Genomic DNA, 24,802 nt, shown 5'->3' on the forward strand with positions numbered 1-24,802 from the left:
GTTCCTCGAACCGGGCACCCCTCCGACTCCCTGCGGAGGCCCTGGGGAGCCTCCGCGCGGGCCGCCGGTCAGTCCTCGTCGCCCGCCGAGGGCAGCTTGGTCTGGATGAGCGACATGACGGACGAATCGGTCAGCGTGGTCACGTCGCCCAGCTCGCGGTTCTCCGCGACGTCCCGCAGCAGCCGCCGCATGATCTTGCCGGACCGGGTCTTGGGCAGCTCGGCCACCGGCAGGACGCGCTTGGGCTTGGCGATAGGGCCGAGCGCCGCCCCGACGTGGTTGCGCAGCTCGGCGACCAGGCCCTCGTCCTCCACCGCGGTGCCGCGCAGGATCACGAACGCGACGATCGCCTGCCCGGTCGTCTCGTCGGCCGCGCCCACGACGGCCGCCTCGGCGACCTTCGGGTGCGAGACGAGCGCGGACTCGACCTCGGTGGTGGAGATGTTGTGGCCGGAGACGAGCATGACGTCGTCGACCCGGCCGAGCAGCCAGATGTCGCCGTCGTCGTCCTTCTTCGCCCCGTCGCCCGCGAAGTAGCGGTTCTCGAAGCGGGACCAGTAGGTGTCCAGGAACCGCTGGTCGTCGCCCCAGATCGTGCGGAGCATGGACGGCCACGGCTCGGTGAGGACGAGGTAGCCGCCTCCGCCGTTGCCGACCTCGTTGGCCTCGTCGTCCACGACCGTCGCGCCGATGCCCGGCAGGGCGCGCTGGGCGGAGCCGGGCTTGGTCTCGGTGACGCCGGGCAGCGGGGCGATCATCATCGCGCCCGTCTCGGTCTGCCACCAGGTGTCGACGATCGGGCACTTCCCGCGGCCGATGTGCTCGCGGTACCAGACCCACGCTTCGGGGTTGATCGGCTCGCCGACCGAGCCGAGGATCCGCAGCGAGCTCAGGTCGTACTTCGCGGGGATGTCGTCGCCCCACTTCATGAACGTCCGGATCGCGGTGGGCGCGGTGTAGAGCAGGGTGACGCCGTACTTCTGGACGATCTCCCAGAAGCGGCCCTGGTGCGGGGTGTCGGGGGTGCCCTCGTACATGACCTGGGTGGCGCCGTTGGCGAGCGGGCCGTAGACGATGTAGGAGTGCCCGGTGACCCAGCCGATGTCGGCGGTGCACCAGTAGACGTCGGTCTCCGGCTTGAGGTCGAAGACCGCGTGGTGGGTGTAGGCGGCCTGGGTGAGGTAGCCGCCGGAGGTGTGCAGGATGCCCTTCGGCTTCCCCGTGGTGCCGCTGGTGTAGAGGATGAACAGCGGCTGCTCGGCCTCGAACGCCTCGGGCGCGTGCTCGGCGGACTGGCGGCCCACGACGTCGTGCCACCACAGGTCGCGGCCCTCGTTCCAGGCGACGTCCTGGCCGGTGCGGCGCACCACGAGCACGTTGCGCACGCCGGGGGAGCGGTCGACGGCCTCGTCGACGGCCGGCTTCAGGGCGCTCGGCTTGCCGCGTCGGTAGCCGCCGTCGGAGGTGATGACGACCTTCGCGTCGGCGTCCTCGATGCGGGTGGCCAGCGCGTCGGCGCTGAAGCCGCCGAAGACGACCGAGTGCGCGGCGCCGATCCGGGCGCAGGCCAGCATCGCGACGGCGGCCTCGGGGATCATCGGCAGGTAGAGGGCGACCCGGTCGCCCTTCTCGACGCCCAGCTCGATCAGCGCGTTCGCGGCTCGCGACACCTCGTCCTTGAGCTCGGCGTAGGTGATCGCCCGGCTGTCGCCCGGCTCGCCCTCGAAGTGGATGGCGACCCGGTCGCCGTGGCCCGCCTCGACGTGCCGGTCGACGCAGTTGTAGGCGACGTTCAGCCGGCCGTCGGCGAACCACTTCGCGAAGGGCGGGTTGGACCAGTCGAGGGTCTCGGTGGGCTCGGTGGCCCAGGTGAGGCGGCGGGCCTGCTCGGCCCAGAAGCCCAGCCGGTCCGCGTCGGCCCGCTCGTACGCCTCGGCCGTCACGTTGGCCGCGGCGGCCAGTTCGGCGGGCGGTGCGAATTTGCGTTCCTCACGCAAGAGGTTGGCAAGGCTCTCGTTGCTCACGACATCTCCCTTTCCCAGGGCGCGTCCAGTGTGTCCCAGGCCATAGCTCATCAGGCCGGGACCCCGGGTGACAAGAGCCGCCCGGTAATTGGTTTAGACCTCTTTCGGCCCGGTCGCCGTGCCCTCACCCTGGGGCACGGGTGGGAGCGGGCCCGGGTTCACGCCCCGGCCGGAGCGGCTTCCGGAGCCACCCGGTCGAACAGCTCGTCCCCGATGTCCCCGTCGAGGAGGTACGCCTGGGCCTCGCCGACGTGGAAGTACATCCCGTGCAGCTCGATCCGGCCTTCGGCCAGCGCCCGCGCCACCGCGTCGTGCGCGCGCAGGTGGTGCAGCTGCTGCACCACGTTGGTGAGGCAGAGCTGCTCCACGGCGTCGGCGGGGGAGCGGCCGGCCAGCCGGGCGTATCCGCCGTCCCCCGCGCCGCCGGCCATCCGCTCCAGGCTGGGCAGGCCGTGCCGCAGCCAGCGCCTCAGCGGGGTGGAGGCGCCCGCGTCACCGGGGGGCGTGCCGAGCAGGGCCTGCATCGCACCGCACCCCGAATGCCCGCACACGGTGATGCTGCTGACCTTCAGCACCTCCACGGCGTACTCGATGGCCGCCGCGACCGAGTCGTCGCCCTGGTCGGCTCCCGGTGGAGGCACCAGGTTCCCGACGTTGCGCACCACGAACAGGTCGCCCGGGCCGCTGGACGTGATCATGCTGGTGACCAGCCGCGAGTCGGCGCAGGTGAGGAAGAGCTGGGTGGGCTGCTGACCCTCCCGCGCCAGCCGGGCGAGCTCGCCGCGCACCAGCGGGGCCGTGTCGCGTTGGAACGCGCTGATACCGGAGGCCAGATGGGCGGCCCCCGTGCCCTGGGCCGGCCGTGCGGTGGTCGGGCGGTCCGGGGCCGTGCCCGCCGGCTGCCCCTGGGCGGCACGGTCCGCGGCGGCGGGCGCCCGCTCGGCGGGTCCGTCCGCGGCGCGGCCGGTGGCGCCGCGGTCCTCGCAACTGTGGTTGCGCCACGGGGTCCACGGGCGACAGCAGCCGTGCCCGGCCGGCTCGGCGACCCGGCTCCCGGGCCGCCCGGCGATCTCCACCGGGGCGGCGTGGGCCGTCTGCCAGTCGTGCAGGGTCTCGTAGGCCGCGTGGTCCATGAACGACCCGTCGAGCTCGACGGAGGCCGGCGCGTCGTAGGGGATCTGGTGCAGGGCGCGGGTCAGCCGGGGCACGGCGAGGAACGTCAACTGGCCGCGCACCTTCACCCGGTGCGCGCCCGTTCGCTCGTCGACCTCGCAGGAGATGCGGGTCCGGGTCAGCCGGTACAGGGCGACCACGACGGCCGTCGCGATCCCGAGCCCCACGCCCTCCAGGACGCCGACCAGGACGACGCCGACCAGCGTCACCCCGTAGACCAGCGCCTCGCGGTGGCGGGTGACGGTGCGGATGTGGTGCAGGCTCACCATCCGGATCCCGACGGCCATCACCAGGGCGGCGAGGGCGGCCAGCGGGATCAGCCCGAGCAGCGGCACCAGGAACAGGGCCGCCACGACGATCCACACGCCGTGCAGCATCGTGGAGTGGCGGCTGACGGCGCCCGCGCGGACGTTGGCCGTGCTGCGCACCGCGCCGCCGGCGATCGGCAGTCCGCCGAGCGCGCCGGAGACGATGTTGGCGACGCCTTGGCCGCGCAGTTCCTTGTCCAGGTCCGCCCGGGGGATCCGCGGGGTGCCCTGCGGGTCCTTGCGGGCGGCGACGAGCTTGTCGACGGCGACCGCCGAGAGCAGCGACTCGACGCTGCCGACCAGGGTCACCGTGAGGACGGCGGCGACGAGGCCGAGCACCGGGCCCTCGGGCATCGAGGGCAGGGCGTGACTCCGCCAGGACGGCAAATCGGCCCGCGGCAGGGCGAGCCCGGCGAGCGACGCGACCGCGGTGGCGCCCGCCACCGCCGCCAGCGCCGCGGGGATCTTGCCGAGCCCGCGGCCGATCCGCCCCGGCACCTTGGGCCAGGCGAACAGCAGCAGGAGCGTCAGCGCGCTGATGCCGAGCGCGGCCGGGTGGGGGGCGGCGAGCTGCGCGGGCAGCTCCCGCACGTTGTCCAGCACGGAGCTGCGGGGGCTTCCGCCGAGGACGATGTGCAGCTGGGCGACGGCGATGGTGACGCCGATGCCGGCCAGCATCCCGTGCACGATCGCGGGGCTGACGACCAGTGCGGAACGGGCCACCCGCACCCAGGAGAGAACCAGTTGGGTCACCCCCGCGAGCACGGTCAGCGCGCAGGTCGTGCGCCAGCCGTAGACCTGGATGAGGTCGGCGGTGACGACCGTGAGCCCGGTGGCGGCGCCGCTGATCTGGAGCGCCGAGCCGCCGAGGCGGCCCGCCACCAGGCCTCCGACGGCTGCCGCGACCAGCCCCGCCTGGAGTGGGGCGCCGGTGGCCAGGGCGATGCCGAGGGAGAGCGGCAGGGCGATGAGGAAGACGGCGACGGACGCGGAGACGTCGGCGCCGGAGATCCGCGGGAGGCCGTGCCTCCGCTTTGGGGGGCGCGGCGAGGGCGGCGAGGCGGTGGGGGGTGCGGTCGGGGGGTGGGGTCCGGCGGGGGTCTCGGGTGCGCAGGCAGACATGGTGTCCCGTCTCTTCCGGGGCGGCGCGGTCGCGGTCGAAGGGGCGCGCGGCCGTGGGTCACGGCGTACAGCGGCGGGATTTTTCCAACACTTGGTAATGGAATGGTAACTCTGAGTAAAGGGTCGTGTCGGGTGTGGAGATCGAACAGGCCAATTTTTCATCCCCTCGGGTGAAAGCGCGTTTCGTTCCGCTTGTCCGGACCCGTCGGGCGTTAACAGATGCGACGCGGAGCCGTCCTATCGATCACGCGACACGAAAGCAGGTGGGCCGATGACCGCGGCCTCAGTGAGAAAGCTCGCCGCCGGAGCCGTCGTCCTGGCGCTGTCGGCCGTCACCGCCGGCTGCTCGGGCGAGGACCGTGCGGCGCAGCCGGCGCCCAAGGCCAAGGAGGCCGTGCAGGCAGGTCCGCCGAAGGCCCCGGTCCGCCTGATCGGCGACGGGTCCACCTCCGTCACCGGTGCCCAGCCGAACCAGCGGCCCGTGACCCGGCTGAAGCCCGGTCAGAAGCCGCCGCAGTTCGTCGTGTTCTCCTGGGACGGCGCGGGCGAGGACAGCCAGAAGCTGTTCTCCCACTTCCGCAAGGTCAGCAAGAAGTACAACGCCCACATGACGTACTTCCTCAGCGGCGTCTACCTGGTGCCGACCGAGAAGAACGACCTCTACCGGCCGCCGGGTCGCGCGGCGGGCCGCTCCGACATCGGGTTCAACGACGTCAAGAGCATCAAGGCCACCGTCGAGCAGCTGCGCGGCGCCTGGCTGGAGGGCAGCGAGATCGGCACCCACTTCAACGGGCACTTCTGCGGCGCGAACGGCGTCGGCAGCTGGTCGCCCGCCCAGTGGCGGAGCGAGATCGAGCAGGCCAAGTCCTTTGTCAAGACGTGGAAGACCAACACCGGTCTCAAGGGCGTCGCCGCGCTGCCCTTCGACTACGAGAAGGAACTCGTCGGCGCCCGCACCCCCTGCCTGGAGGGGCAGAAGAACATGATGGCGGCCGCCCGCCACATGGGCTTCCGCTACGACTCCAGCGGCGTCGGCACCCAGGTCTGGCCCGGCAAGAAGCAGGGGCTGTGGGACATGCCGCTGCAGCAGGTCCCGGTCCCCGGCCGCGCCTTCGAGACGCTGTCCATGGACTACAACTTCATGGTCAACCAGTCCGGCACCGTCAAGGGCGACCCCGCCAAGCACGCCTACTGGGGCAACCAGATGCGCGACGGTCTGCTCGCCGCCTTCAAGCGCGCCTACGAGGGCAACCGGGCGCCGCTGATCATCGGCAACCACTTCGAGTCCTGGAACGGCCGCACCTACATGCGGGCGATCGAGGAGACGGTGAAGACGGTCTGCACCCGCAGCGAGGTCCGCTGCGTCTCCTTCCGGCAGCTCGCCGACTGGCTCGACGCGCAGGACCCGAAGACGCTCGCGAAGCTGCGCACGCTCCAGGTCGGCGAGGCGCCCAAGGGCGGCTGGTCGCCCTTTCTGAGCCCGAAGCCCGCCGCCGAGCAGCCGAAGGCGCCCGCGTCCGGCGCGGCCGGCGCGCCCGAGGCCGGGGGTGCGCAGGCCGACTGACGAGTGGGACGCCCTCCTGCCGGACAAGTCCGGCAGGAGGGCGTCCGGAGGGCCTTCGGACGCCCGTCCTGAGCGGTCGTCAGGCAGCCTGACCGGCCGCCTCCCGCTCGCCCAGCACGAAACCGGGGTCGACCTGCGCCGCCAGGTCGGCCCCGGTCTTCGCGTTCCCCCAGCTCTCGGCGTTCTTCAGGTGGAAGTGCACCATCTGGCGGGTGTACCGCTCCCAGTCGCGCCGGTGGTAGGAGTCGTCGGCGGCGATCCGCAGCCGCTCGAGCGAGGTGCGGTTGCCCGCCTCCAGGTGCTCGAAGCGGGAGGCGCGCCCCTTCTCCATCGACCGCACCCAGTCCGAGTGCCCGACCGTCACCAGCAGGTCGTCGCCGACCTCCGCGCGCAGGAACTCCAGGTCGTCCTCGTCGCGGACCTTGTTGCCCACGACTCGCAGCGACACGCCGAAGTCCCGGGCGTACTCCTTGTACTGCCGGTACACCGAGACGCCCTTGCGGGTGGGCTCCGCGACCAGGAAGGTCATGTCGAAGCGGGTGAACAGGCCCGAGGCGAAGGAGTCCGACCCGGCCGTCATGTCGACCACGACGTACTCGTCGGGCCCGTCGACCAGGTGGTTCAGGCAGAGCTCCACCGCACCGACCTTGGAGTGGTAGCAGGCAACCCCGAGGTCGGCCTCGGTGAAGGGGCCGGTCACCATCAGGCGGACCGTCCCGTCGTCCAGCCGCACCGGACGGGCGCACGCGTCGAAGACCGGGTTGTCCTCGGCCACCCGCAGGAGCCGGGAGCCGGTGCCGGGCGGGGTCGTCTTGATCATCGTCTCGGCGGAGGCGATGCGCGGGTTGTCACCGCGCAGGTAGTCCTTGATCAGCGGCAGCCGGGCCCCCATCGCGGGGAGGGCGGCGCACGCCTCCTCGTCGAGGCCCAGCGCGGCGCCCAGGTGCTGGTTGATGTCGGCGTCGACGGCGACGACCGGTGCGCCGGTCTCGGCGAGGTGGCGGATGAACAGGGAGGACAGCGTGGTCTTGCCGCTGCCGCCCTTACCCACGAAAGCGATCTTCATGTTCACCTAGGGTAGTGCTCCCGTGGCGCTGAGTGTCCCTCTTGCGTGAAGAAGACCACTCCTTCGAGGGGCGCAGGCGCGAGGCGCGTAGCCTCCTGGCTATGAGTAGTCCGACCACAGACCCCCTGGCCGCACTGGCCGCGCTGCCCGGCGTCGCCGACGCCGTCGACGCCGTCCGCACCTCCGTGGACCGCGTGTACGGGCACCGCGTCATGCGGCGGCGCGGCAACGAGATCACCGCCGAGGCCGCGCTGCGCGGCGCGCGCGGGTCGGCCGCGCTGGCCGGGGCGGACTGGGCGCTGGAGGAGGTCCGTCGGCGCACCGACTTCAGCGGGGACGACGAGGCGCGCACCGTCGGCGCCGCGCTGCGGCTGACCGCCGAGTCCGGTCAGCTGCTGTCCGTCTGGCGGCAGTCCCCGCTGCGGGTCCTCGCCCGGCTTCACCTGGTGGCGGCGGCCCGGCCGGGGGCCGGCGCGGGTGCGCAAGCGGGCGGCACCGGTGATCCGGTGGGCCGGCCGCGGCTGGCCGGCGAGGCCGTCGACGAGCCGCTCGTCGAGCTGCCCCTCCCCGGCGCCGACGAGGTGAGCGGGCGGCTCGAGGGCCTGGCGGGGCTGCTCCTCGCGGGTACGGACGCCCCGGCGCTGGTCACGGCCGCCGTCGTGCACGGCGAGCTGCTCGCGCTGCGTCCCTTCGGTTCGCACAACGGCCTGGTGGCGCGTGCGGCCGAGCGGATCGTGCTGGTGGGCAGCGGCCTGGACCCGAAGTCGATCTGTCCGGCCGAGGTCGGGCACGGAGAGCTGGGGCGGGCCGCGTACCTCGCGGCGCTCGAGGGGTACGCCTCGGGGACGCCGCAGGGGGTGGCGGCCTGGATCGCCCACTGCGGGCGCGCGGTCGAGCTCGGTGTGCGGGAGTCGACGGCGGTCTGCGAGGCGTTGCAGCGCGGGGCGGCCTGACGGCCTGAGGGGGTCGCGCTCCCGGAGGCCTGGTGGCTTGGCGGCGCGGTGGTCTGGCGGCCTGACGGCCCGGTGGTCCGGAGCCCCGGGGCCTGGCGGTATGGCGGCCCGGGGTCTGGTGGTTTGGCGGCCTGGGGCCGACGCGGTCAGGCAGGCAGGCCCGTGGGGTCGGTCCGGCGGAGGACCATGAGCGAGTCCTCCGAGGTCGCGGTCATCGCGAAGGGGAAGCGGTCGAGATCGAGGCAGAGCGCGACGTCGTCGGGGTGGGCGCCTTCGCGCACCCCCTCGGCCAACTCGGCCGCGGCGCGTGAGGCGGCGGCGCGGCGCAGGAAGGGTGCGGGGTCCGTATCGCCGCCGCCGGCCTGGGCTCTCGTCGCGATGTACCGGGCGCACGCCAGGTCTTCCTCGGCTCGACCGTGCTCGCCGGTGACGACGAAGGTGACGCTGTCGCACCCGCGTCCGCGCAGGACCTCGGCCGTCGCCTCCGCCACGACGAAGCCGGCGCACAGGACGAGCGACGCGTCCCGGACGGCGAGAGCGCCGACCGTTCCGGCCGTGGTCTTCTGCACGACGGTCCGACCGGTGAGGTCGGCGGAGCGCAGCAGGGCCGGGGAGTTGACGGCGTCGAAGCCGGGGGCCGGCGGGCCGTCCTTGAGCGTCACCCACTCGGGGTGACGGGCCTTCAGCGCGAGGGCCTCGTCGAGCGACTCCGCCAGCACGATCTTCTCCGCACCGCGCGCGAAGGCCCACGCCGCGACGGTGTAGGCCCGCATCACGTCGACGACGACGGCGACGGTCGGTGTTCCGGTCAGTTCGGGTATGCCGGGGAATCGGGCGTCCATGCAGGCATGATCACCCACAGGCCGCAGAAAAGTGCGGCGGTACGGAGATCCGTACCGCCGCTGGCATGACCACCGGGTTACCAAGCGTCCTCTCGATATGCCCATCAGGTCGGGAACATTCGCCCGTCGCCTGGTGCGGCTGGCCCACAATCGGTGGGTCGACGTCGCGTGGGTACTCGGCGTGCATGCGCGGTCCGTGGGGCCGTACTGCGTCAAAGGTGATCCTCGCGGATGTCCCTGGTCTCGCGGGCCGTGACTCCTTTGTACTCCTGTCGGCCCGGAACCGAAACCCCAGCCACGGGATCGTTACGTTCCACCTCAAACTCGGGCAAAGACTCCGCGCTTGCCGGTGCGCTGGGTCCGGCTGGCGTACCAGACCAGACCCGCCGTCGCGGCGGCCGCGCCCACCGCGGCCGCGACCAGGGCGGGGCGGGTCGGCATCGACAGGCCGGGGAGCCGCTGCTTCAGCCGGACCGGGCGCTCGAAGGTCAGGATCGACCAGTCGCGCAGGACCGCCTCCCTGCGTAGCGCCCGGTCCGGGTTGACGGCGTAGGGGTGGCCGACGGACTCGAGCATCGGCACGTCGGTGGCGGAGTCGCTGTAGGCGAAGCAGCGCGAGAGGTCGTAGCCCTCCGAGGCGGCCAGCTCCTTGACGGCCTCGGCCTTCGTCGGGCCGTAGGCGTAGTACTCGACCTCGCCGGTGAAGCAGCCGTCCTCGCCCACCACCATGCGGGTCGCCACCACCCGGTCCGCGCCCAACAGCTTGCCGATGGGCTCGACGACCTCGGCCGCGGAGGTCGAGACGATCACCACGTCCCGGCCGGCGGTGTGGTGCTCCTCGATGAGGGACGCGGCCTCGTCGTAGATCATCGGGTCGACGATGTCGTGCAGGGTCTCGGCGACGATCTCGCGTACCTGCTCGACGTTCCACCCCCTGCAGAGGGCGGACAGGTAGGAGCGCATGCGCTCCATCTGCTCGTGGTCGGCGCCGCCCGCGAGGAAGAGGAACTGGGTGTAGGCCGTGCGCAGCATGGCCCGGCGGGTGATCAGTCCACCTTGGTAGAAGGACTTGCTGAAGGTGAGCGTCGACGACTTGGCGATCACCGTCTTGTCCAGGTCGAAGAAGGCTGCGGTGCGCGGCGACGGGTGCGGCGACCGGTACGCGGGCGGGTGCATTTCCACGTGCCCGAGCATAGGGGGCCGCCATTCGGCGTAGGCTGTGGCGCGTGGGTTTGCTTGAGAAGGCTCTCGGGTACACCATGGAAGTCACGGATCGTTCGCGACCCGTGCTACCCGGATCGGCTCCTCCCCCCCCGAGTCGGTCCGCGGCAGACGACCCCCGCTCTCCCCCCCGGCGGGGGTCGTCGCATGTCCGGACGCGTTTTCCGGCTCTCCGCACGGCCTGAGCCCATCGGCTCCTCCTCGGTCGCACGCCGCTCGGCGCGGCGCTCCTACCTCGTCTACGCGTCACGCTGCGTAGCGGTTCCGTCGCGGCAGGCGAGTCGCCGGATCGGGTGGCCGAGTTGTCCACAGGCTGCTCCCCGTCCCCAGATTTCGCCCATGATCCAAAACTTTTCCGCGCGTTCCCCACGCTGATCCCGCAAGCCGAACCGTCGATGTACGGCGGTCGGATCGGAGAGGGGACCGCGACGCATCCGTCGCGGCCCGGAACAGGGGGACGGATCCATGACGGGTTCCACCACGCAGGAGCAGGCGCCGCCGGACGAGGGGCGCGGCCGGGTGCCGCTGATCGTCACCGAGGACCCGGAGCTGCTGGACGACCTGCTGCGGCTGTGCGCCGCGGCAGGCGTCACCGAACCGGAGGTCCACCATGGCGTCCCGCCGGCGCGGGGCAGCTGGGAGGACGCGCCGCTGATCCTCGTCGGCGACGACGCGGCCCGCCGGGTCCGCGGCGCACCCCGCAGACGCGGGCTGGTCCTGGTCGGCCACGACCAGGACGACGGCAGTGTGTGGCGGCTCGCGGTCGAGATCGGCGCGGACCACGTACTGCGGCTGCCCGACGCCGAGCGGTGGCTGGTCGACCGGATCGCCGACGCCACCGAGGGCGCGGGACGCCCCGCGCTCACCGTCGGGGTGATCGGCGGTCGCGGCGGAGCCGGGGCCTCGACCCTGGCCTGCGCCCTCGCGGTCGGCGCCGCCCGCTCCGGTGGCCGCTCCCTCCTCGTCGACGGCGACCCCCTCGGCGGCGGGCTGGACGTGCTGTTCGGCGGCGAACGGGCCGAAGGCCTGCGCTGGCCCGACTTCGCCGCCTCCCGCGGCAGGGTCGGCGCCGGGGCGCTGGAGGCGTCCCTGCCCGAGCTGCACGCCCTGCGGCTGCTGAGCTGGGACCGCGGGGACGCGGTGGTGGTGCCGCCCGAAGCGATGCGCGCGGTCCTGGCGGCGGCCCGTCGCCGTGGGGGCACGGTCGTGGTCGACCTCCCGCGCCGGGTCGACGAGGGCGTCGCCGAGGCGCTCGCCCAGCTGGACATCGGGCTGCTCGTGGTCCCGGCCGAGCTGCGCGCCGTGGCGGCGGCCCGGCGGGTGGCCGCGGCGGTGGGCATGGTCATGGGCGACCTGCGGGTGGTGGTCCGCGGACCCGGGGCCGGCGGGCTCGACGAGGAGACGGTCGCGGGCCTGCTCGGCCTGCCGCTCGCCGGGGCGGTGCCCTGGGAGCCGGGGCTGGCCGTGGCCCAGGTCAAGGGCGATCCGCCGGGAGGCAACGCGCGCGGTCCGCTCGCGCGGTTCTCCGCGGCCTTCTGGGAGCGGGCCGTGAGCGGGAGCGCGGGCGTGGCCGGCGCGGTGGCCGGGGGTGCGGCCTCATGAGCACGATCACACCGAGCCCGGTGGGAACCGGGGGCACCGCGGGACCGCTGCTCGACGCGGTGCGGCAGCGGCTCGCCGAGAGCGGCGCCGAGCCGACACCCGCCGGGGTCGCGGCCGCCCTGCGCACCCAGGGCCGCGTGCTCGGGGACGCCGAGGTGCTCGGCGTCGCCCGCCGGCTGCGGTCCGAGCTGGTCGGGGCGGGACCGCTGGAGGTGCTGCTGGCCGATCCCGAGGTCACCGACGTGCTGGTCTCCGCCCCCGACCGGGTGTGGGTGGACCGCGGCCGCGGGCTCGAACTGACGGCGGTGCGGTTCGCCGACCCGGCCGCCGTGCGCCGACTCGCCCAGCGCCTCGCCGCGGCCGCCGGCCGGCGGCTCGACGACGCCCGGCCCTGGGTGGACGCCCGGCTCCCCGACGGCACCCGGTTGCACGCGGTGCTCGAACCCGTCGCGGTCGGATCCGCCTGCCTCTCGCTGCGGGTGGTGCGGCCCAAGGCCTTCACCCTGGAGGAACTGGTCGCGGCCGGCACGGTCCCGCCCGGTGGCGAGCGGTTGTTCCGGGCGCTCGTCGACGCCCGCCTCTCGTACCTGATCAGCGGGGGCACGGGGACCGGGAAGACGACCCTCCTCAGTGCGCTCCTCGGACTCGCGGGCCCCGAGGAGCGGATCGTGCTCGCCGAGGACTCCGCCGAGCTGCGCCCCGACCACCCGCACGTGGTGCGCCTGGAGACGCGTCCGGCCAACCAGGAGGGCGCCGGGCTCGTGACCCTGGAGGACCTCGTCCGGCAGGCCCTGCGGATGCGGCCCGACCGGCTGGTCGTCGGCGAGGTGCGCGGTGCGGAGGTGGCCTGCCTCCTCGCGGCCCTCAACACCGGGCACGAGGGCGGCTCCGGAACGGTGCACGCCAACGCCGCCGAGGACGTCCCCGCCCGGCTGGAGGCCCTCGGGACCTCCGCCGGGCTCGACCGGGCGGCGCTGCACAGCCAGCTCGCGGCGGCCCTCTCGCTGGTCGTCCACCTCGTCCGGGACCGGACCGGGCGGCGGCGCGTCGCCGAGGTCCGTGTGCTGGAGCGGGACGCGTCCGGTGTGGTCGTGACGGTCCCCGCCCTCGCGTGGGGCGAACGGGGGTTCGTGCGGGGCGCGGGCTGGGAGGCGCTGCGGGCGCGGCTCGGGGGTGCGTGGTGAGCGCCCGGGAGGCCGCGGTCCACGCGGGCGTGCTGGTCTGCGCGCTGCTGGCGGCGCGCTTGGCGGGCGCGCGGGCGGAGGGCGCGGCGCTCCGCCGGGCGCGGCTCCTCGGGATGCCGCCGGTCGGCGGCGGACCCGGTGCGGGGCCGGCCCGTGGGGACGACCTGCTGCGGTGGCTGCGGCGGAGGTGGGCCGGTGTGGGGCGCGAGTGGTGGTGCGTCGGCGGCGGAGCCCTGCTTGCGCTGCTCGGGGCCTCCCCGCTGCCGCTGCTCGCCGGACTGGCGGCGGTGCCGCTGGTCCGGCGCCGGCTGGCACGCGGGGAGCGGCTGGCGGACCGGGCCCGGCGGGCCGATGCCGTGGTGGCGCTGTGCGGGGTGCTGATCGGTGAGCTGAGGGCGGGGCGACAGCCGGAAGGCGCGCTGGTGGCGGCCGCTCGGGACACGGCGTCCGAGGCGGGCCGGGCGCTGGGGAGCCAGTCGTCCCGGGTGCTCGCGGCGGCGCGGTTCGGCGGAGACGTCCCGGCGGCGCTGCGGGAGGCGGCCCGGGCGCCGGGCGGCGAAGGACTGGCGGGTCTCGCCGCCTGCTGGCGGACCTCCGTCGACCACGGCGCGGGTCTCGCCGAGGGGCTGATGCGCCTCGAGGCGGCCCTGCGTGAGCAGCGGTCGCAGGAGGCGTCGCTCCGCGCCCGCCTCTCCGGGGCACGGGCGGCCGCCGGGGCGCTGGCCCTGCTGCCGGTGGTCGGGCTCCTGATGGGGGCGGGGCTGGGCGCGGAACCCCTGCGGATCCTGCTTCACACCCCGGCGGGCATCGGCTGCCTGCTGGTCGGCGGGGGCTTGGAGGCCCTCGGGATGTGGTGGGTCGGGCGCATCGTGCGGGCGGGGGAGGGGCGATGAGTTCGACGGTGACCTCGGCGGCGGTGTGCGCCGCGGCCCTCTGGGCGGCGTCGACGGCCTGGAGCGGTGCGCGTCGCGAGCGGGCCGCCCGGCGGCGGGCGGAGGCGGTCCTTCTGGAGGTGCTGCGCGAACGGCGGCGGGCCCGGATGGAGCTGACCTTCGTGCGGGCCGCGACACCGGTGGCCGCGGGGCTCGTCGCCGGGTGGGTCATGGTCGGGGGCCCGGTCGCGGGGCTGGTCGGCGCGGCGGCGGGCTGGTGGCTCCACCGCTGGGCCCGGGACCGGCGGGACGCGGCCGAACCGGCCGCGGAGGCGGCCGAAGCCGGGCGGCAACTCCCGCTGGCGGCGGACCTGCTGGCCGCCTGCGTCGCCGCGGGCGCCGGGCCGGTGGCAGCGGCGGAAGCGGTGGGGCAGTCGCTGGGCGGGCCGGTGGGCCGGCGGCTGGTCCGGGTGGCGGCGGAGGTGCGCCTCGGCGGTGATCCCGCGGAGGCGTGGGCGGGACTCGGTGCCCTCCCCGGGGCGGGGGCGCTGGCCCGCTGCCTGGAGCGGGCCGCTGCGTCGGGCGCACCGGCCGCCGACGCGGTGGCCCGGATCGCGGACGACTGCCGCGCCGAGGCGGCGCGGGCGGCCGAGACCCGGGCGCAGCGCGCCGGAGTGCTGGTCACGGCCCCGGTGGGGCTCTGCTTCCTGCCCGCGTTCCTCGTGATCGGGGTCGCCCCGGTGGTGCTCGGGCTCGCCTCGGGACTGAAGGGGGTGTAGCGGCCGGCGGAGAACGGTCCCGCGGATCCGTGCGGGACAGACGTCCCTGCCGAAAGGCGGCAGGGGGATCAGAAGGACGACAGGGAGATGGGTGCGTGATGAAGGTTTCGGTGCGGTTGATGCGTCCGGTCACGGCGAGCGCGGTGGGGCTGCGGGCCTGGTGGGTGAGGCGGCGTCGGGCGGCACGGGGCGACCGGGGGATGGCGACGGCGGAGTACGCGATCGTGCTGCTGGCGGCGGTGGCGTTCGCCGGGGTGCTCTACAAGGTGGTCTCCAGCGCGGCGGTGCGGACCGCGCTGGAGGGGCTGGTGAAGAGGGCTCTCAGTGCGTCCTTCTGAGCGGGAGAGGCCGTGCGGGGCGCGGGCGACGCCGGGGGCCCGGTCGGCCCCGGCCGCCCGCCCCCGCGGGCGGGACCGGGGCTCGGTGAGCGTCGAGGCAGCCGTCGTCCTGCCGGTCCTGGTGCTGTTCTGCGCCGGGCTGGTGTGGGGCCTGCTGGTGGCGGTGGCCCAGATCCGGTGCGTGGACGCTGCGCGGGCGGGGGCGCGGTCGGCCGCCCGCGCCGAGCCGGCGGGCGTGGCGGTCGCGGCCGCCCGCGAGGCGGCGCCCCGCGGGGCCGCGGTGTCCGTCGTCCGGCAGGGCGACCTCTGGCGGGTCACGGTCGACGCCGCCGCGCCCGGTCCCGGCGGACTCGGGGTGCGGCTGAGCGCGGAGGCCGTGGCCGCCGCGGAGGACGGGACGGAGGCCGGCGCGGATGCCGGGACGAGCGAGGGGTGATCGAGGAACCGCGACGGTGTGGTGCGCGGTGGCGGCGCTGGCGCTCTGCTCGGTGTTCGCGGTGCTGATGGGGGTGGGGCAGGCGGTGATCGCCCGGCACCGGGCGGGCGGGGCGGCCGACCTGGTGGCCCTGGCGGTGGCGGACCGGGCCTGGACGCAGGGAGCGGACGCCTGCGTGTGGGGAGCGCGGGTGGGGGCGGCGCAGGGGGCGGAGGTCGTGCGGTGCGACGTGGTGGGGGAGGTGGCCGACGTCTCTGTGCGGGGTCGCAGTGGCGCCTTCTCGGCGTTAGTGCGGTCACGGGCCGGCCCGGCACCCGAGGGCGCGGGACCGGCGCCGGGGCAGGAGGCGGCCCCGTGAACAGGCGCCGCTCAACCGACCCCGACGGCAGCCTCGCCCGCCCCGTCGGCCCCGCCCCCGACGGCGGCCTCACTCGCCCCGTCGGCCCCGCCCTCGACGGCGGCCTCATTCGCGGCGTCGGCCCCGCCCCTGAGCAGCTCGGTGAGCAGCCGGATCGCGCCCCGCTTGTGCAGCGGCTCGTTGCCGTTGCCGCACTTGGGGGACTGGATGCAGGAGGGGCAGCCGGCGTCGCAGTCGCAGGAGGTGATGGCCTCGCGGGTGGCGGTCAGCCAGGAGTGGGCGGTGTGGAAGGCGCGTTCGGCGAAGCCGGCGCCGCCGGGGTGGCCGTCGTAGACGAAGACGGTCGGCAGGAGGGTGTCGGGGTGCAGCGGGACGGAGACGCCGCCGATGTCCCAGCGGTCGCAGGTGGCGAAGAGCGGCAGGATGCCGATGGAGGCGTGCTCGGCGGCGTGCAGGGCGCCGCCCAGGATCTCCGGGTTGATCCGGGCCGCGTCCAGCTGGTCCTCGGTGACTGTCCACCAGACGGCCCGGGTGCGCAGGGTGCGGGGCGGCAGGTCGAGCTTCGTCTCGCCCATGACCTCGCCGGTGAGCACCCGGCGGCGCAGGAACGAGACCACCTGGTGGGTGACCTCCACCGAGCCGTAGCACAGGCGGCCCTCCCCCCAGGGGACGGTCACCTCGGTCTCCAGGACGGAGATCGCCGTGGTGTCCCGCGCGGTCGTCGTGTAGGGCGGCGCGGCCTCGTAGACCAGGGCGACGGAGTCGTCCAGGTCGAGCGTGCGCACCAGGTACGTCCGGCCCTGGTGCAGGTGGACCGCGCCCTCGTGCACGGAGGCGTGGGCGGCGGAGGCGTCGACCGTGCCGAGCAGCCGGCCGGTGGAGGCCTCGACGATCTGCACGGGCGGGCCGCCCTCGCCGCGCAGGTCGGTGAGGTCGGCCGCCCGCTCCCGGCGGGTCCAGTGCCAGGCGTGGGTGCGCCTGCGCAGCAGCCCGGCGCCCTCCAGCTGGGGCAGGAGCTCGTCGGTCGCGGGGCCGAAGAGCGTCAGGTCCGCCGTCGTCAGCGGGAGTTCGGAGGCGGCCGCGCAGAGGTGGGGGGCGAGGACGTAGGGGTTGTCCGGGTCGAGGACGGTGGACTCGACGGGCCGGTCGAAGAGCGCCTCGGGGTGGTGGACCAGGTACGTGTCGAGCGGGTCGTCGCGGGCGACCAGGACCGCCAGCGCCCCCTGCCCGGACCGCCCCGCGCGGCCCGCCTGCTGCCAGAGCGAGGCGCGGGTCCCGGGATAGCCGGCGATCAGCACGGCGTCGAGACCGGACACGTCGATGCCGAGCTCCAGGGCGGTGGTGGCGGCCAGGCCGAGCAGCTCGCCGGAGTGCAGGGCCCGCTCCAGGGAGCGGCGCTCCTCCGCGAGGTAGCCGCCGCGATAGGCGGCGACCTTGGCCGGCAGGGAGCGGTCGATCGGCGAGAGGCGGTCCTTGGCGATGACCGACACCAGCTCCGCGCCGCGCCGCGAGCGGACGAACGCGACCGTGCGGACGCCTTGCACGACCAGGTCGGTCAGCAGGTCGGCGGTCTCGGCGACGGCGGTGCGGCGAACGGGTGCGTTCTGCTCGCCGTGCAGGTCGGTGAGCGGCGGCTCCCACAGCGCGAACGCCACCTCGCCGCGCGGGGAGGCGTCGTCGGTGACCTCGACGACCCGCAGACCGGTCAGCCGGCCGGCCGCGACCGAAGGGTCGGCGGCGGTCGCGGAGGCCAGCAGGAAGACCGGCTCGGAGCCGTAGCGGGCGCACAGGCGCCGCAGCCGGCGCAGGACCTGGGCGACGTGCGAGCCGAACACGCCCCGGTAGGTGTGGCACTCGTCGATCACGACGTAGCGCAGGGCGCGCAGGAAGGACGACCACCGGGGGTGGCCGGGCAGGATGCCGCGGTGCAGCATGTCCGGGTTGGTCAGGACGTAGTTCGCGTACTGGCGCACCCACTCGCGTTCCTCGAACGGGGTGTCGCCGTCGTAGACGGCCGCCCGGATCGCGTTGCCGAGGGGCGCGGCGAGCTCCCGTACGCCGCGCCGCTGGTCGGCGGCGAGCGCCTTGGTCGGGGCGAGGTACAGGGCGGTCGCGCCCCGCCCGTTGGGCGCCTCGGAGCCGTCGAGGAGGGCCGAGAGGACCGGTGCGAGGTACGAGAGCGACTTGCCCGAGGCCGTTCCGGTGGCGATCACGACCGACTCGCCGTCCAGGGCGTGCTCCGCGGCCCGTGCCTGGTGGGCCCAGGGATGCGCGATCCCGCGCGCCTGGATCGCCGCCACGACCTCGGCGCGGATCCGGTCCGGCCAGACGGCATGGCGGCCCGTCCGCGGGGGCAGGTGCTCCGTATGAGTGATGCGCGCAGCCCTGCCCGCGCCGGCCGCGAGCCGGTCGAGGATCATGCGGGGGGAAGCGGTTTCGTCGGCCATCGGCACCGAGTGTGTCACTGGCGAGGCGGACAATGCTTCCAAGGCGTCGTGCACGCCTGCCGGTAAGTGATTGAATGCCATGGCGGCTGGCGTTCGGCCCTTCCTGCTCCGCCGGGGAGTTTTCTAGAGGGCGACCGCAGACAAGCAAGGTGCTGGAGGATCCGTGGACCTGTCCCTGTCGACTCGCAATGTGTCCGGCCCTGGTGGCGACCGTACGGTCGTCGAGGTCGGTGGCGAGATTGATGTGTATACCGCGCCCAAGCTGCGCGAGCAGCTGGTCGAGCTGGTGAACGACGGCAGCTACCACCTCGTCGTCGACATGGAGGGCGTCGACTTCCTCGACTCCACCGGCCTCGGCGTCCTGGTGGGCGGCCTGAAGCGAGTGCGTGCCCACGAGGGTTCGCTGCGCCTGGTCTGCAACCAGGAGCGCATTCTCAAGATCTTCCGGATCACGGGCCTCACCAAGGTCTTTCCGATCCACACCTCGGTCGACGAGGCCGTCGCGGCCACCGACTGATCCGGCGGAAGATCGCAGGACCCATGGGGGCCGGACCGGCGCAGTCCGGTCCGGCCCTCCGCACGTTCGTCGCTCGTACCTCCGAGGGGGTTGGCATGGCCACCGTTGAACTCCGATTCAGTGCGGTCCCGGGACACGTCAGGACCGCCCGCCTGGTGGCCGCCTCCGTGGCGCGCAAGGCCGGGGTCGACGAGACGGTCCTGGACGAGCTGCGCCTCGCCGTCGGGGAGGCGTGCAGCCGCGCGGTCGGCCTGCACGTCAGCAGCGGGATCGACGCGCCCGTGCGGGTGCGGCTGATCGAGGAGGAGAAGCAGTTCTCCATCGAGGTCGGCGACGAGGCCCCGCGCGCGGTCCCGCTCGGCTCGCTGCCGGGCAGCCGCAACGGCGAGGTCGCGCCGGAGGAGATCGAGGCCGAGGAGGACGAGATGGGCCTCGCGGTCATCAGCGGCCTCGTCGACGACGTGGAGGTGTCCTCCGACGCCGACGGCGGCCTGATCCGGATGACCTGGCCGACCGCCCCGGCCCCGCTGGTCCCCTCGGACCTGCCGGGCGGCGCAGTACGCAATTCTTGATCGAAATATATGATCGGTCGCCTGAATTCCCGGGCGTCCGACGGTGTAACTCCGTAAAGGAATTACGCATCACGCGTCACGTGAGAGGCCCTGGCGATCAGGGTCTCTCTCTTTTTTCGGCCTGATGTCAAGAATTCCGATTCCCGCATCCTGATTTGATCTCGATGTGCTCCGTACAATCCGTCCACGCCATGATCTCGTTTCGAGCGTCAAGGAGGACGGATGGCGGTTCTGACGGACGAAAACCGGCTGATCGTACTGGCCGTCGGCGTGGTCGCACTGGCCGCTCTCGCGGTCGCCGGGGTGCTGGTGCGCCAGGTGCTCGCCGCGGGCGAGGGCACCGAATCGATGAGGAGGATCGCCACCGCGATCCAGGAGGGTGCCAACGCCTATCTGGCCCGCCAGATGCGCACCCTGGGTGTTTTCGCCGTGGTCGTCTTCTTCCTTCTCCTGCTGCTGCCGGCGGACGACTGGAATCAGCGCATCGGCCGCTCCGTATTCTTCCTGATCGGCGCCGCATTCTCCGCGGCCACCGGATACATCGGAATGTGGCTGGCCGTGCGCAGCAATGTCAGGGTGGCGGCTGCGGCGCGTGAGGCGACGCCCGAACCGGGCGGACCGGAAAAGGATTCCACCGCTGTCGCGCACACGGCCATGCGGATCGCGTTCCGCACCGGTGGCGTGGTCGGCATGTTCACCGTCGGACTGGGCCTGCTGGGCGCCTCCTGCGTGGTCCTGGTCTACGCGGCGGACGCGCCGAAGGTCCTGGAGGGCTTCGGGCTCGGCGCCGCGCTGATCGCCATGTTCATGCGGGTGGGCGGCGGCATCTTCACCAAGGCGGCCGACGTCGGCGCCGACCTGGTCGGCAAGGTCGAGCAGGGCATCCCCGAGGACGACCCGCGCAACGCGGCGACCATCGCCGACAACGTGGGCGACAACGTCGGGGATTGCGCGGGCATGGCCGCCGACCTCTTCGAGTCCTACGCCGTCACCCTCGTCGCCGCCCTGATCCTCGGCACGGCCGCGTTCGGGAACGCCGGTCTCGCCTTCCCGCTGATGGTGCCCGCCATCGGGGTGCTCACCGCGATGATCGGCATCTTCGCGGTGGCCCCGCGCCGCGGGGACAGGTCCGGGATGAGCGCCATCAACCGCGGCTTCTTCATCTCCGCGCTGGTCTCGCTGCTCCTGGTGGCGGTCGCCGCCTTCGCCTACCTGCCGTCCACCTACGCCGACCTCGACGGCGTGGCCGACGAGGCGACCCGGGCGCACGGCGGCGACCCGCGGGTCTTCGCCCTGGTGGCCGTCGCCATCGGCATCGTGCTCGCCGGGCTCATCCAGCAGCTGACGGGGTACTTCACCGAGACCACCCGGCGACCGGTGCGCGACATCGGCAAGTCGTCGCTGACCGGCCCCGCCACCGTCGTCCTCGCCGGCATCTCGATCGGCCTGGAGTCGGCCGTCTACACCGCCCTGCTGATCGGGCTCGGCGTCTACGGGGCGTTCCTGCTCGGCGGGACGTCGATCATCCTGGCGCTGTTCGCCGTCGCCCTTGCGGGCACCGGGCTGCTCACCACGGTCGGGGTCATCGTCGCCATGGACACCTTCGGTCCGGTCTCCGACAACGCGCAGGGCATCGCGGAGATGTCCGGCGACGTCGAGGGAGCGGGCGCGCAGGTGCTCACCGACCTCGACGCCGTCGGCAACACCACCAAGGCCATCACCAAGGGCATCGCCATCGCCACGGCCGTCCTGGCCGCGGCCGCGCTCTTCGGGTCGTACACCGACGCCATCAGGACCGCGGTGCGCGACGTGGGGGCGAAGGCGACCGAGATGAACCTCAGCCTGGACATCGCACAGCCCAACAACCTGGTCGGGCTCGTCCTCGGGGCGGCGGTCGTCTTCCTGTTCTCGGGCCTCGCGATCAACGCGGTCTCGCGGTCGGCCGGAGCCGTCGTGTACGAGGTGCGGCGGCAGTTCCGCGAGCACCCCGGGATCATGGACTACTCCGAGAAGCCCGAGTACGGGCGGGTCGTCGACATCTGCACCAAGGACGCGCTGCGGGAGCTGACCACGCCGGGCCTCCTCGCGGTGCTCGCGCCGATCGCCGTCGGCTTCACCCTCGGGGTGGGGGCGCTCGGCTCGTTCCTGGCGGGCGCGATCGGGGCCGGCACCCTGATGGCCGTGTTCCTCGCCAACTCCGGCGGCGCCTGGGACAACGCCAAGAAGCTCGTCGAGGACGGCCACCACGGCGGCAAGGGCAGCGACGCCCACGCCGCCACCGTCATCGGCGACACCGTGGGCGACCCCTTCAAGGACACCGCGGGACCGGCGATCAACCCGCTCCTGAAGGTGATGAACCTGGTCGCGCTCCTCATCGCGCCGGCCGTCGTCCAGTTCAGCTACGGCGACGACGCGAGCCCGCTCCTGCGGGCCCTGGTCGCGGTCCTGGCGATCGGCGCCATCGTCGGCGCGGTGTACGCGTCCAAGCGGCGCGGCATCGCGATGGGTGGTCAGGACGACGACGCCTCCGCGCGGACGAGCGGTGCGGGGACGGGCGGTTCCCCGGTGGCCTCCTGAGCACGGCGGCAACGGTCGGGCGGACGACGTCTTCTGAGACGTCGTCCGCTCGTTTCCGTGCGCGCGCGGGTCATGCCGTGAGGCTCGTCTCCCTTGGTGCAAACGGTTACGAGACCGGGCGAAAGGGTTGACCGGAGTGCGAAAGTCATACCTCTCCCGTGTAAGTTCCGGGGCCGAGAGCCATGGAAGGGACCACTCCGGTGAACAAGAAGCTTGCGGCCGCGCTGTCCGGCGGTGCGGTACTGGTACTGGCGCTGTCGGGCTGCGGTGGCGACGACGGCAACGAGGAGCTCGACAACTGGGCCAAGAGCGTCTGCGACGCCTGGCAGCCCCAGGTGGACAAGATCAAGGCGGCCAACGACTCCATCCAGAAGGAGACGTCGGACGACAGCAAGCCGGAGGACGTCAAGCGCGTCGACTCCAAGGCCTTCCAGGACATGTCCGACGCCTACAAGGCGATGGCCCAGGCCGTCGACAAGGCCGGCGCGCCGCCCGTCGAGGACGGCAAGCAGGACGAGGGCGACGCGGTCGAGGAGCTGAACGCGATCTCCGCCTCCTACGCCGACCTCAAGAAGCAGGTCGACGCCCTCGACACCAAGGACCAGGCGAAGTTCGCCGAGGGGCTGCGCGGTGTGCAGGCGTCCCTCGACAAGATCAACAAGAGTGGCACCGACGCCCTCGACAAGCTGCAGTCCGGCGAGGTCGCCGACGCGATGCGGGGCCAGGAGAGCTGCAAGTCGGCGGCGTCCCCGGTGCCGTCCTCGGGCAAGGCCTGACCGGAAGCCGTGCACGACCGCCGTACCGCGCGGAGGGCGACCGCCCTCCGCGCTCGGGCTTTCCGGGGCCGGACGCGTCGGCCACGGGTGCGCGCGGCGGCGTCGCGGGTCCGCGCGGGGGCGCGTTGTCAGTGCGAGCGGTGACAATGAAGGGGTGAGTACCCGCAGCCTTCCCGCCCCCGACCGCGCCGCCCGCCTCCGCGAGGCCCTGCTCGTCGCCGGGTTCACCGCCGACGGCCTCCTGGAACTGCTCGGCGCCGCCGCGTACACCGCCCTGGCGCGCGCCGAGACCGTCCCCGCGCTGCGCGCCACCCGCGGCGACGGCCCGCTGGAGACGCTCGTCCGGCTGTTCCTGCTCCAGCGCCCGGTCCCGCGCGAGCGGGCGGCCGCCGCGCTCCCGGAGGACGCCCTCGCCGCCTGCCTGGCCGACGGCTGGCTGGAGGAGCGCGAGGACGGCGTCCGCGCGACGCTCGACCTGCGGCCGTACGGCGGCCCCGACGGGCAGGACTGGTTCATCGCCTCCGACCTCGGCTGCGCGGTCGGAGGTGCGGGCGGCATCGGGAGTGGCGACGAGGGGGTCGTCCTGGGTGTGGGCGGCGCGTCCACCACGCTCGCCGGCATCACCGTTCGCACGCCCGTCGGGTCCGCCCTCGACATCGGCACCGGCTCCGGCATCCAGGCGCTGCACGCCGCGCAGTACGCCACCCGCGTCACCGCCACCGACCTCAACCCGCGCGCGCTGGCCTTCACCCGGCTGACCCTCGCGCTCTCCGGCGTGAAGACGGACGCCGACCTGCGCGAGGGCTCGCTGTTCGAGCCGCTCGCCGAGGGGGAGACGTTCGACCTCGTCGTCTCCAACCCGCCCTTCGTGATCTCCCCGGGCGCCCGTCTCACCTACCGCGACGGCGGCATGGCGGGCGACGACCTGTGCCGGGCGATCGTCCAGGAGGCCGGGGTGCGGCTGACCGAGGGCGGCTTCGCGCAGTTCCTCGTCAACTGGCAGGAGGTCGACGGCGAGGAGTGGCAGGACCGGCTGCGCTCCTGGGTGCCGCGCGAGTGCGACGCGTGGATCGTGCGGCGCGAGGTCCAGGACGTCACCCAGTACGCCGAGCTGTGGCTGCGGGACGCCGGCGACCACCGCGGGGACGCGGAGGCCTACGGGGCCCGGTACGACGAGTGGCTCGACGCGTTCGAGGCGAGCGGGACGCGGTCGGTCGGCTTCGGGTGGATCACCCTGCGGCGGTCCGCGGAGGCGGCGGCGGGACGGGCGTCGGTCGTCGTCGAGGACTGGCCGCACCCCGTGGAGCAGCCGCTCGGGGAGACCGTCCGCGCGCACTTCGCGCGCCAGGACTACCTGCGGGCGCGCGACGACGCGGGGCTGCTCGCCGACTCGTTCCTGCTCGCGCCCGAGGTGGTGCAGGAGCAGGTCGGCACCGTCGGCGCGGAGGACCCGGAGCACGTCGTGCTGCGGTCGAACCGCGGGATGCGACGGGCGACGGAGGTGGACACCGTCGGGGCGGGGTTCGCGGGGGTCTGCGACGGGTCGCTGAGCGCGGGTCAGATCCTGGACGCGATCGCGCAGTTGCTGGACGAGGATCCGGTCACCCTGCGGGACCGCGCGCCGGCGCAGATCCGCACGCTGATCGAGCTGGGCTTCCTGGTGCCGGCGGGGCTGGACGGCTGACCCGCCCCGGGGGCCCGCTGTTCACCCCGGGTTCGCGCGGCGTACGCCCCGCCGTGCCAGCCTCGCCCGGGGGCCCGGAGCGGCCGGCGCCCGCGGGTCGTGGAGGCGTCGGGATGGAGAGCGGGCCTGCGGTGTTCGCCGGGACGGTGTTCGTGCTCTTCGGGGCGGCGCTGCTGGGGTGGACGGCGGTACGGGTACGGCACGGGCGGCCGGTCGCGCTCGGCGTCGCGCCGCGGGCGGCGGCGGGGTGGGCGACGGTCGCGGGGGCGGCGGCGCTCCTCCTCGGCGCGTGGTGCTTCACCCGCCTCTGACCTGAGCGCGCATTCGGGGTGCGCGGCACCCCGGGGCGCTCTCTCCGGGTGCGCGGCACCCCGGGGGCTCCGCCCC

The 24,802-nt window shown here is 73.9% G+C and carries 21 protein-coding genes; 15 read left to right on the forward strand and 6 right to left on the reverse strand.

Going from position 1 to position 24,802, the window contains the following annotated elements; translation table 11 throughout:
• Positions 1 to 68: 68 nt before the first annotated feature.
• Entirely contained in the window at positions 69 to 2,024 is a 1,956-nt protein-coding gene (gene acs, locus ACFWEG_RS19640) for an acetate--CoA ligase (RefSeq protein WP_387216718.1), read from the reverse strand.
• A 158-nt stretch (positions 2,025 to 2,182) separates the two neighbouring features.
• Entirely contained in the window at positions 2,183 to 4,627 is a 2,445-nt protein-coding gene (locus tag ACFWEG_RS19645) for a SulP family inorganic anion transporter (RefSeq protein WP_387216720.1), read from the reverse strand.
• 271 nt (positions 4,628 to 4,898) lie between these two features.
• Between ACFWEG_RS19645 and ACFWEG_RS19650 the strand changes: the two genes are divergently transcribed.
• Positions 4,899 to 6,191 (forward strand): hypothetical protein, encoded by a 1,293-nt coding sequence (locus ACFWEG_RS19650; RefSeq protein WP_387216722.1) that lies wholly within the window; start codon positions 4,899 to 4,901, stop codon positions 6,189 to 6,191.
• 79 nt (positions 6,192 to 6,270) lie between these two features.
• Here ACFWEG_RS19650 and ACFWEG_RS19655 read toward each other — a convergent pair whose 3' ends face one another.
• Positions 6,271 to 7,257: an ATP-binding protein gene (locus ACFWEG_RS19655; RefSeq protein ID WP_387216724.1), complete on the reverse strand. Its 987-nt coding sequence runs from the start codon at positions 7,255 to 7,257 to the stop codon at positions 6,271 to 6,273.
• Between the two features lie 101 nt (positions 7,258 to 7,358).
• Between ACFWEG_RS19655 and ACFWEG_RS19660 the strand changes: the two genes are divergently transcribed.
• The gene (locus ACFWEG_RS19660) at positions 7,359 to 8,210 is read left to right on the forward strand and encodes an oxidoreductase (RefSeq protein ID WP_387216725.1); all 852 of its coding nucleotides are present in this window, start codon (positions 7,359 to 7,361) and stop codon (positions 8,208 to 8,210) included.
• A gap of 146 nt (positions 8,211 to 8,356) precedes the next feature.
• Here ACFWEG_RS19660 and ACFWEG_RS19665 read toward each other — a convergent pair whose 3' ends face one another.
• The gene (locus ACFWEG_RS19665) at positions 8,357 to 9,052 is read right to left on the reverse strand and encodes a 2-phosphosulfolactate phosphatase (protein ID WP_387216727.1); all 696 of its coding nucleotides are present in this window, start codon (positions 9,050 to 9,052) and stop codon (positions 8,357 to 8,359) included.
• A gap of 318 nt (positions 9,053 to 9,370) precedes the next feature.
• Positions 9,371 to 10,246: an HAD family hydrolase gene (locus ACFWEG_RS19670; protein WP_387216729.1), complete on the reverse strand. Its 876-nt coding sequence runs from the start codon at positions 10,244 to 10,246 to the stop codon at positions 9,371 to 9,373.
• 492 nt (positions 10,247 to 10,738) lie between these two features.
• Here ACFWEG_RS19670 and ssd point away from each other — a divergent pair, with 492 nt between their 5' ends.
• The 7 genes from ssd to ACFWEG_RS19705 all read left to right on the forward strand — a co-directional run bounded on the left by ssd (position 10,739) and on the right by ACFWEG_RS19705 (position 15,842).
• On the forward strand, positions 10,739 to 11,875 hold the full coding sequence (gene ssd, locus ACFWEG_RS19675) for a septum site-determining protein Ssd (RefSeq protein ID WP_387216731.1): 1,137 nt from the start codon (positions 10,739 to 10,741) through the stop codon (positions 11,873 to 11,875).
• Positions 11,872 to 13,059 carry a TadA family conjugal transfer-associated ATPase gene (locus tag ACFWEG_RS19680; protein ID WP_387216733.1) on the forward strand — a complete coding sequence of 396 codons (1,188 nt, stop codon included), beginning with the start codon at positions 11,872 to 11,874 and terminating at the stop codon, positions 13,057 to 13,059. Before ssd ends, ACFWEG_RS19680 begins: the two co-directional genes overlap by 4 nt.
• A complete protein-coding gene (locus tag ACFWEG_RS19685) occupies positions 13,056 to 13,952 on the forward strand; it encodes a type II secretion system F family protein (RefSeq protein ID WP_387216735.1) in 897 nt (298 codons plus the stop codon). Before ACFWEG_RS19680 ends, ACFWEG_RS19685 begins: the two co-directional genes overlap by 4 nt.
• The gene (locus tag ACFWEG_RS19690; protein WP_387216737.1) at positions 13,949 to 14,710 is read left to right on the forward strand and encodes a type II secretion system F family protein; all 762 of its coding nucleotides are present in this window, start codon (positions 13,949 to 13,951) and stop codon (positions 14,708 to 14,710) included. The genes ACFWEG_RS19685 and ACFWEG_RS19690 overlap by 4 nt, the downstream gene beginning before the upstream one ends.
• Before the next feature lie 98 nt (positions 14,711 to 14,808).
• A complete protein-coding gene (locus ACFWEG_RS19695; protein WP_387216739.1) occupies positions 14,809 to 15,048 on the forward strand; it encodes a DUF4244 domain-containing protein in 240 nt (79 codons plus the stop codon).
• A gap of 85 nt (positions 15,049 to 15,133) precedes the next feature.
• Positions 15,134 to 15,484: a TadE family type IV pilus minor pilin gene (locus ACFWEG_RS19700; RefSeq protein ID WP_387216741.1), complete on the forward strand. Its 351-nt coding sequence runs from the start codon at positions 15,134 to 15,136 to the stop codon at positions 15,482 to 15,484.
• Between the two features lie 16 nt (positions 15,485 to 15,500).
• Complete coding sequence (locus ACFWEG_RS19705) at positions 15,501 to 15,842, forward strand: Rv3654c family TadE-like protein (RefSeq protein WP_387216743.1); 342 nt, start codon at positions 15,501 to 15,503, stop codon at positions 15,840 to 15,842.
• An 11-nt stretch (positions 15,843 to 15,853) separates the two neighbouring features.
• On the opposite strand, the gene ACFWEG_RS19710 is transcribed toward ACFWEG_RS19705, so the two are convergent.
• Positions 15,854 to 18,370, reverse strand: coding sequence for a DEAD/DEAH box helicase (locus ACFWEG_RS19710; RefSeq protein ID WP_387216745.1), 2,517 nt, complete (start codon positions 18,368 to 18,370; stop codon positions 15,854 to 15,856).
• Positions 18,371 to 18,452: 82 nt separating this feature from the next.
• Here ACFWEG_RS19710 and bldG point away from each other — a divergent pair, with 82 nt between their 5' ends.
• From bldG to ACFWEG_RS19740, 6 genes are all read left to right on the forward strand, one after another.
• Positions 18,453 to 18,806 (forward strand): anti-sigma factor antagonist BldG, encoded by a 354-nt coding sequence (gene bldG, locus ACFWEG_RS19715; protein WP_093799810.1) that lies wholly within the window; start codon positions 18,453 to 18,455, stop codon positions 18,804 to 18,806.
• Between the two features lie 95 nt (positions 18,807 to 18,901).
• The gene (locus ACFWEG_RS19720; RefSeq protein ID WP_387216747.1) at positions 18,902 to 19,378 is read left to right on the forward strand and encodes an ATP-binding protein; all 477 of its coding nucleotides are present in this window, start codon (positions 18,902 to 18,904) and stop codon (positions 19,376 to 19,378) included.
• 222 nt (positions 19,379 to 19,600) lie between these two features.
• Positions 19,601 to 21,955, forward strand: coding sequence for a sodium-translocating pyrophosphatase (locus tag ACFWEG_RS19725; protein WP_387216749.1), 2,355 nt, complete (start codon positions 19,601 to 19,603; stop codon positions 21,953 to 21,955).
• A gap of 182 nt (positions 21,956 to 22,137) precedes the next feature.
• Positions 22,138 to 22,731: a small secreted protein gene (locus tag ACFWEG_RS19730; RefSeq protein WP_387216751.1), complete on the forward strand. Its 594-nt coding sequence runs from the start codon at positions 22,138 to 22,140 to the stop codon at positions 22,729 to 22,731.
• 154 nt (positions 22,732 to 22,885) lie between these two features.
• Positions 22,886 to 24,415 (forward strand): methyltransferase, encoded by a 1,530-nt coding sequence (locus ACFWEG_RS19735; protein WP_387216753.1) that lies wholly within the window; start codon positions 22,886 to 22,888, stop codon positions 24,413 to 24,415.
• 113 nt (positions 24,416 to 24,528) lie between these two features.
• Positions 24,529 to 24,726: a hypothetical protein gene (locus ACFWEG_RS19740; protein WP_387216755.1), complete on the forward strand. Its 198-nt coding sequence runs from the start codon at positions 24,529 to 24,531 to the stop codon at positions 24,724 to 24,726.
• Positions 24,727 to 24,802: the final 76 nt, after the last annotated feature.

Origin of the sequence: Streptomyces sp. NPDC060194, assembly GCF_042728285.1 — a bacterium.
Lineage (GTDB): Bacteria > Actinomycetota > Actinomycetes > Streptomycetales > Streptomycetaceae > Streptomyces.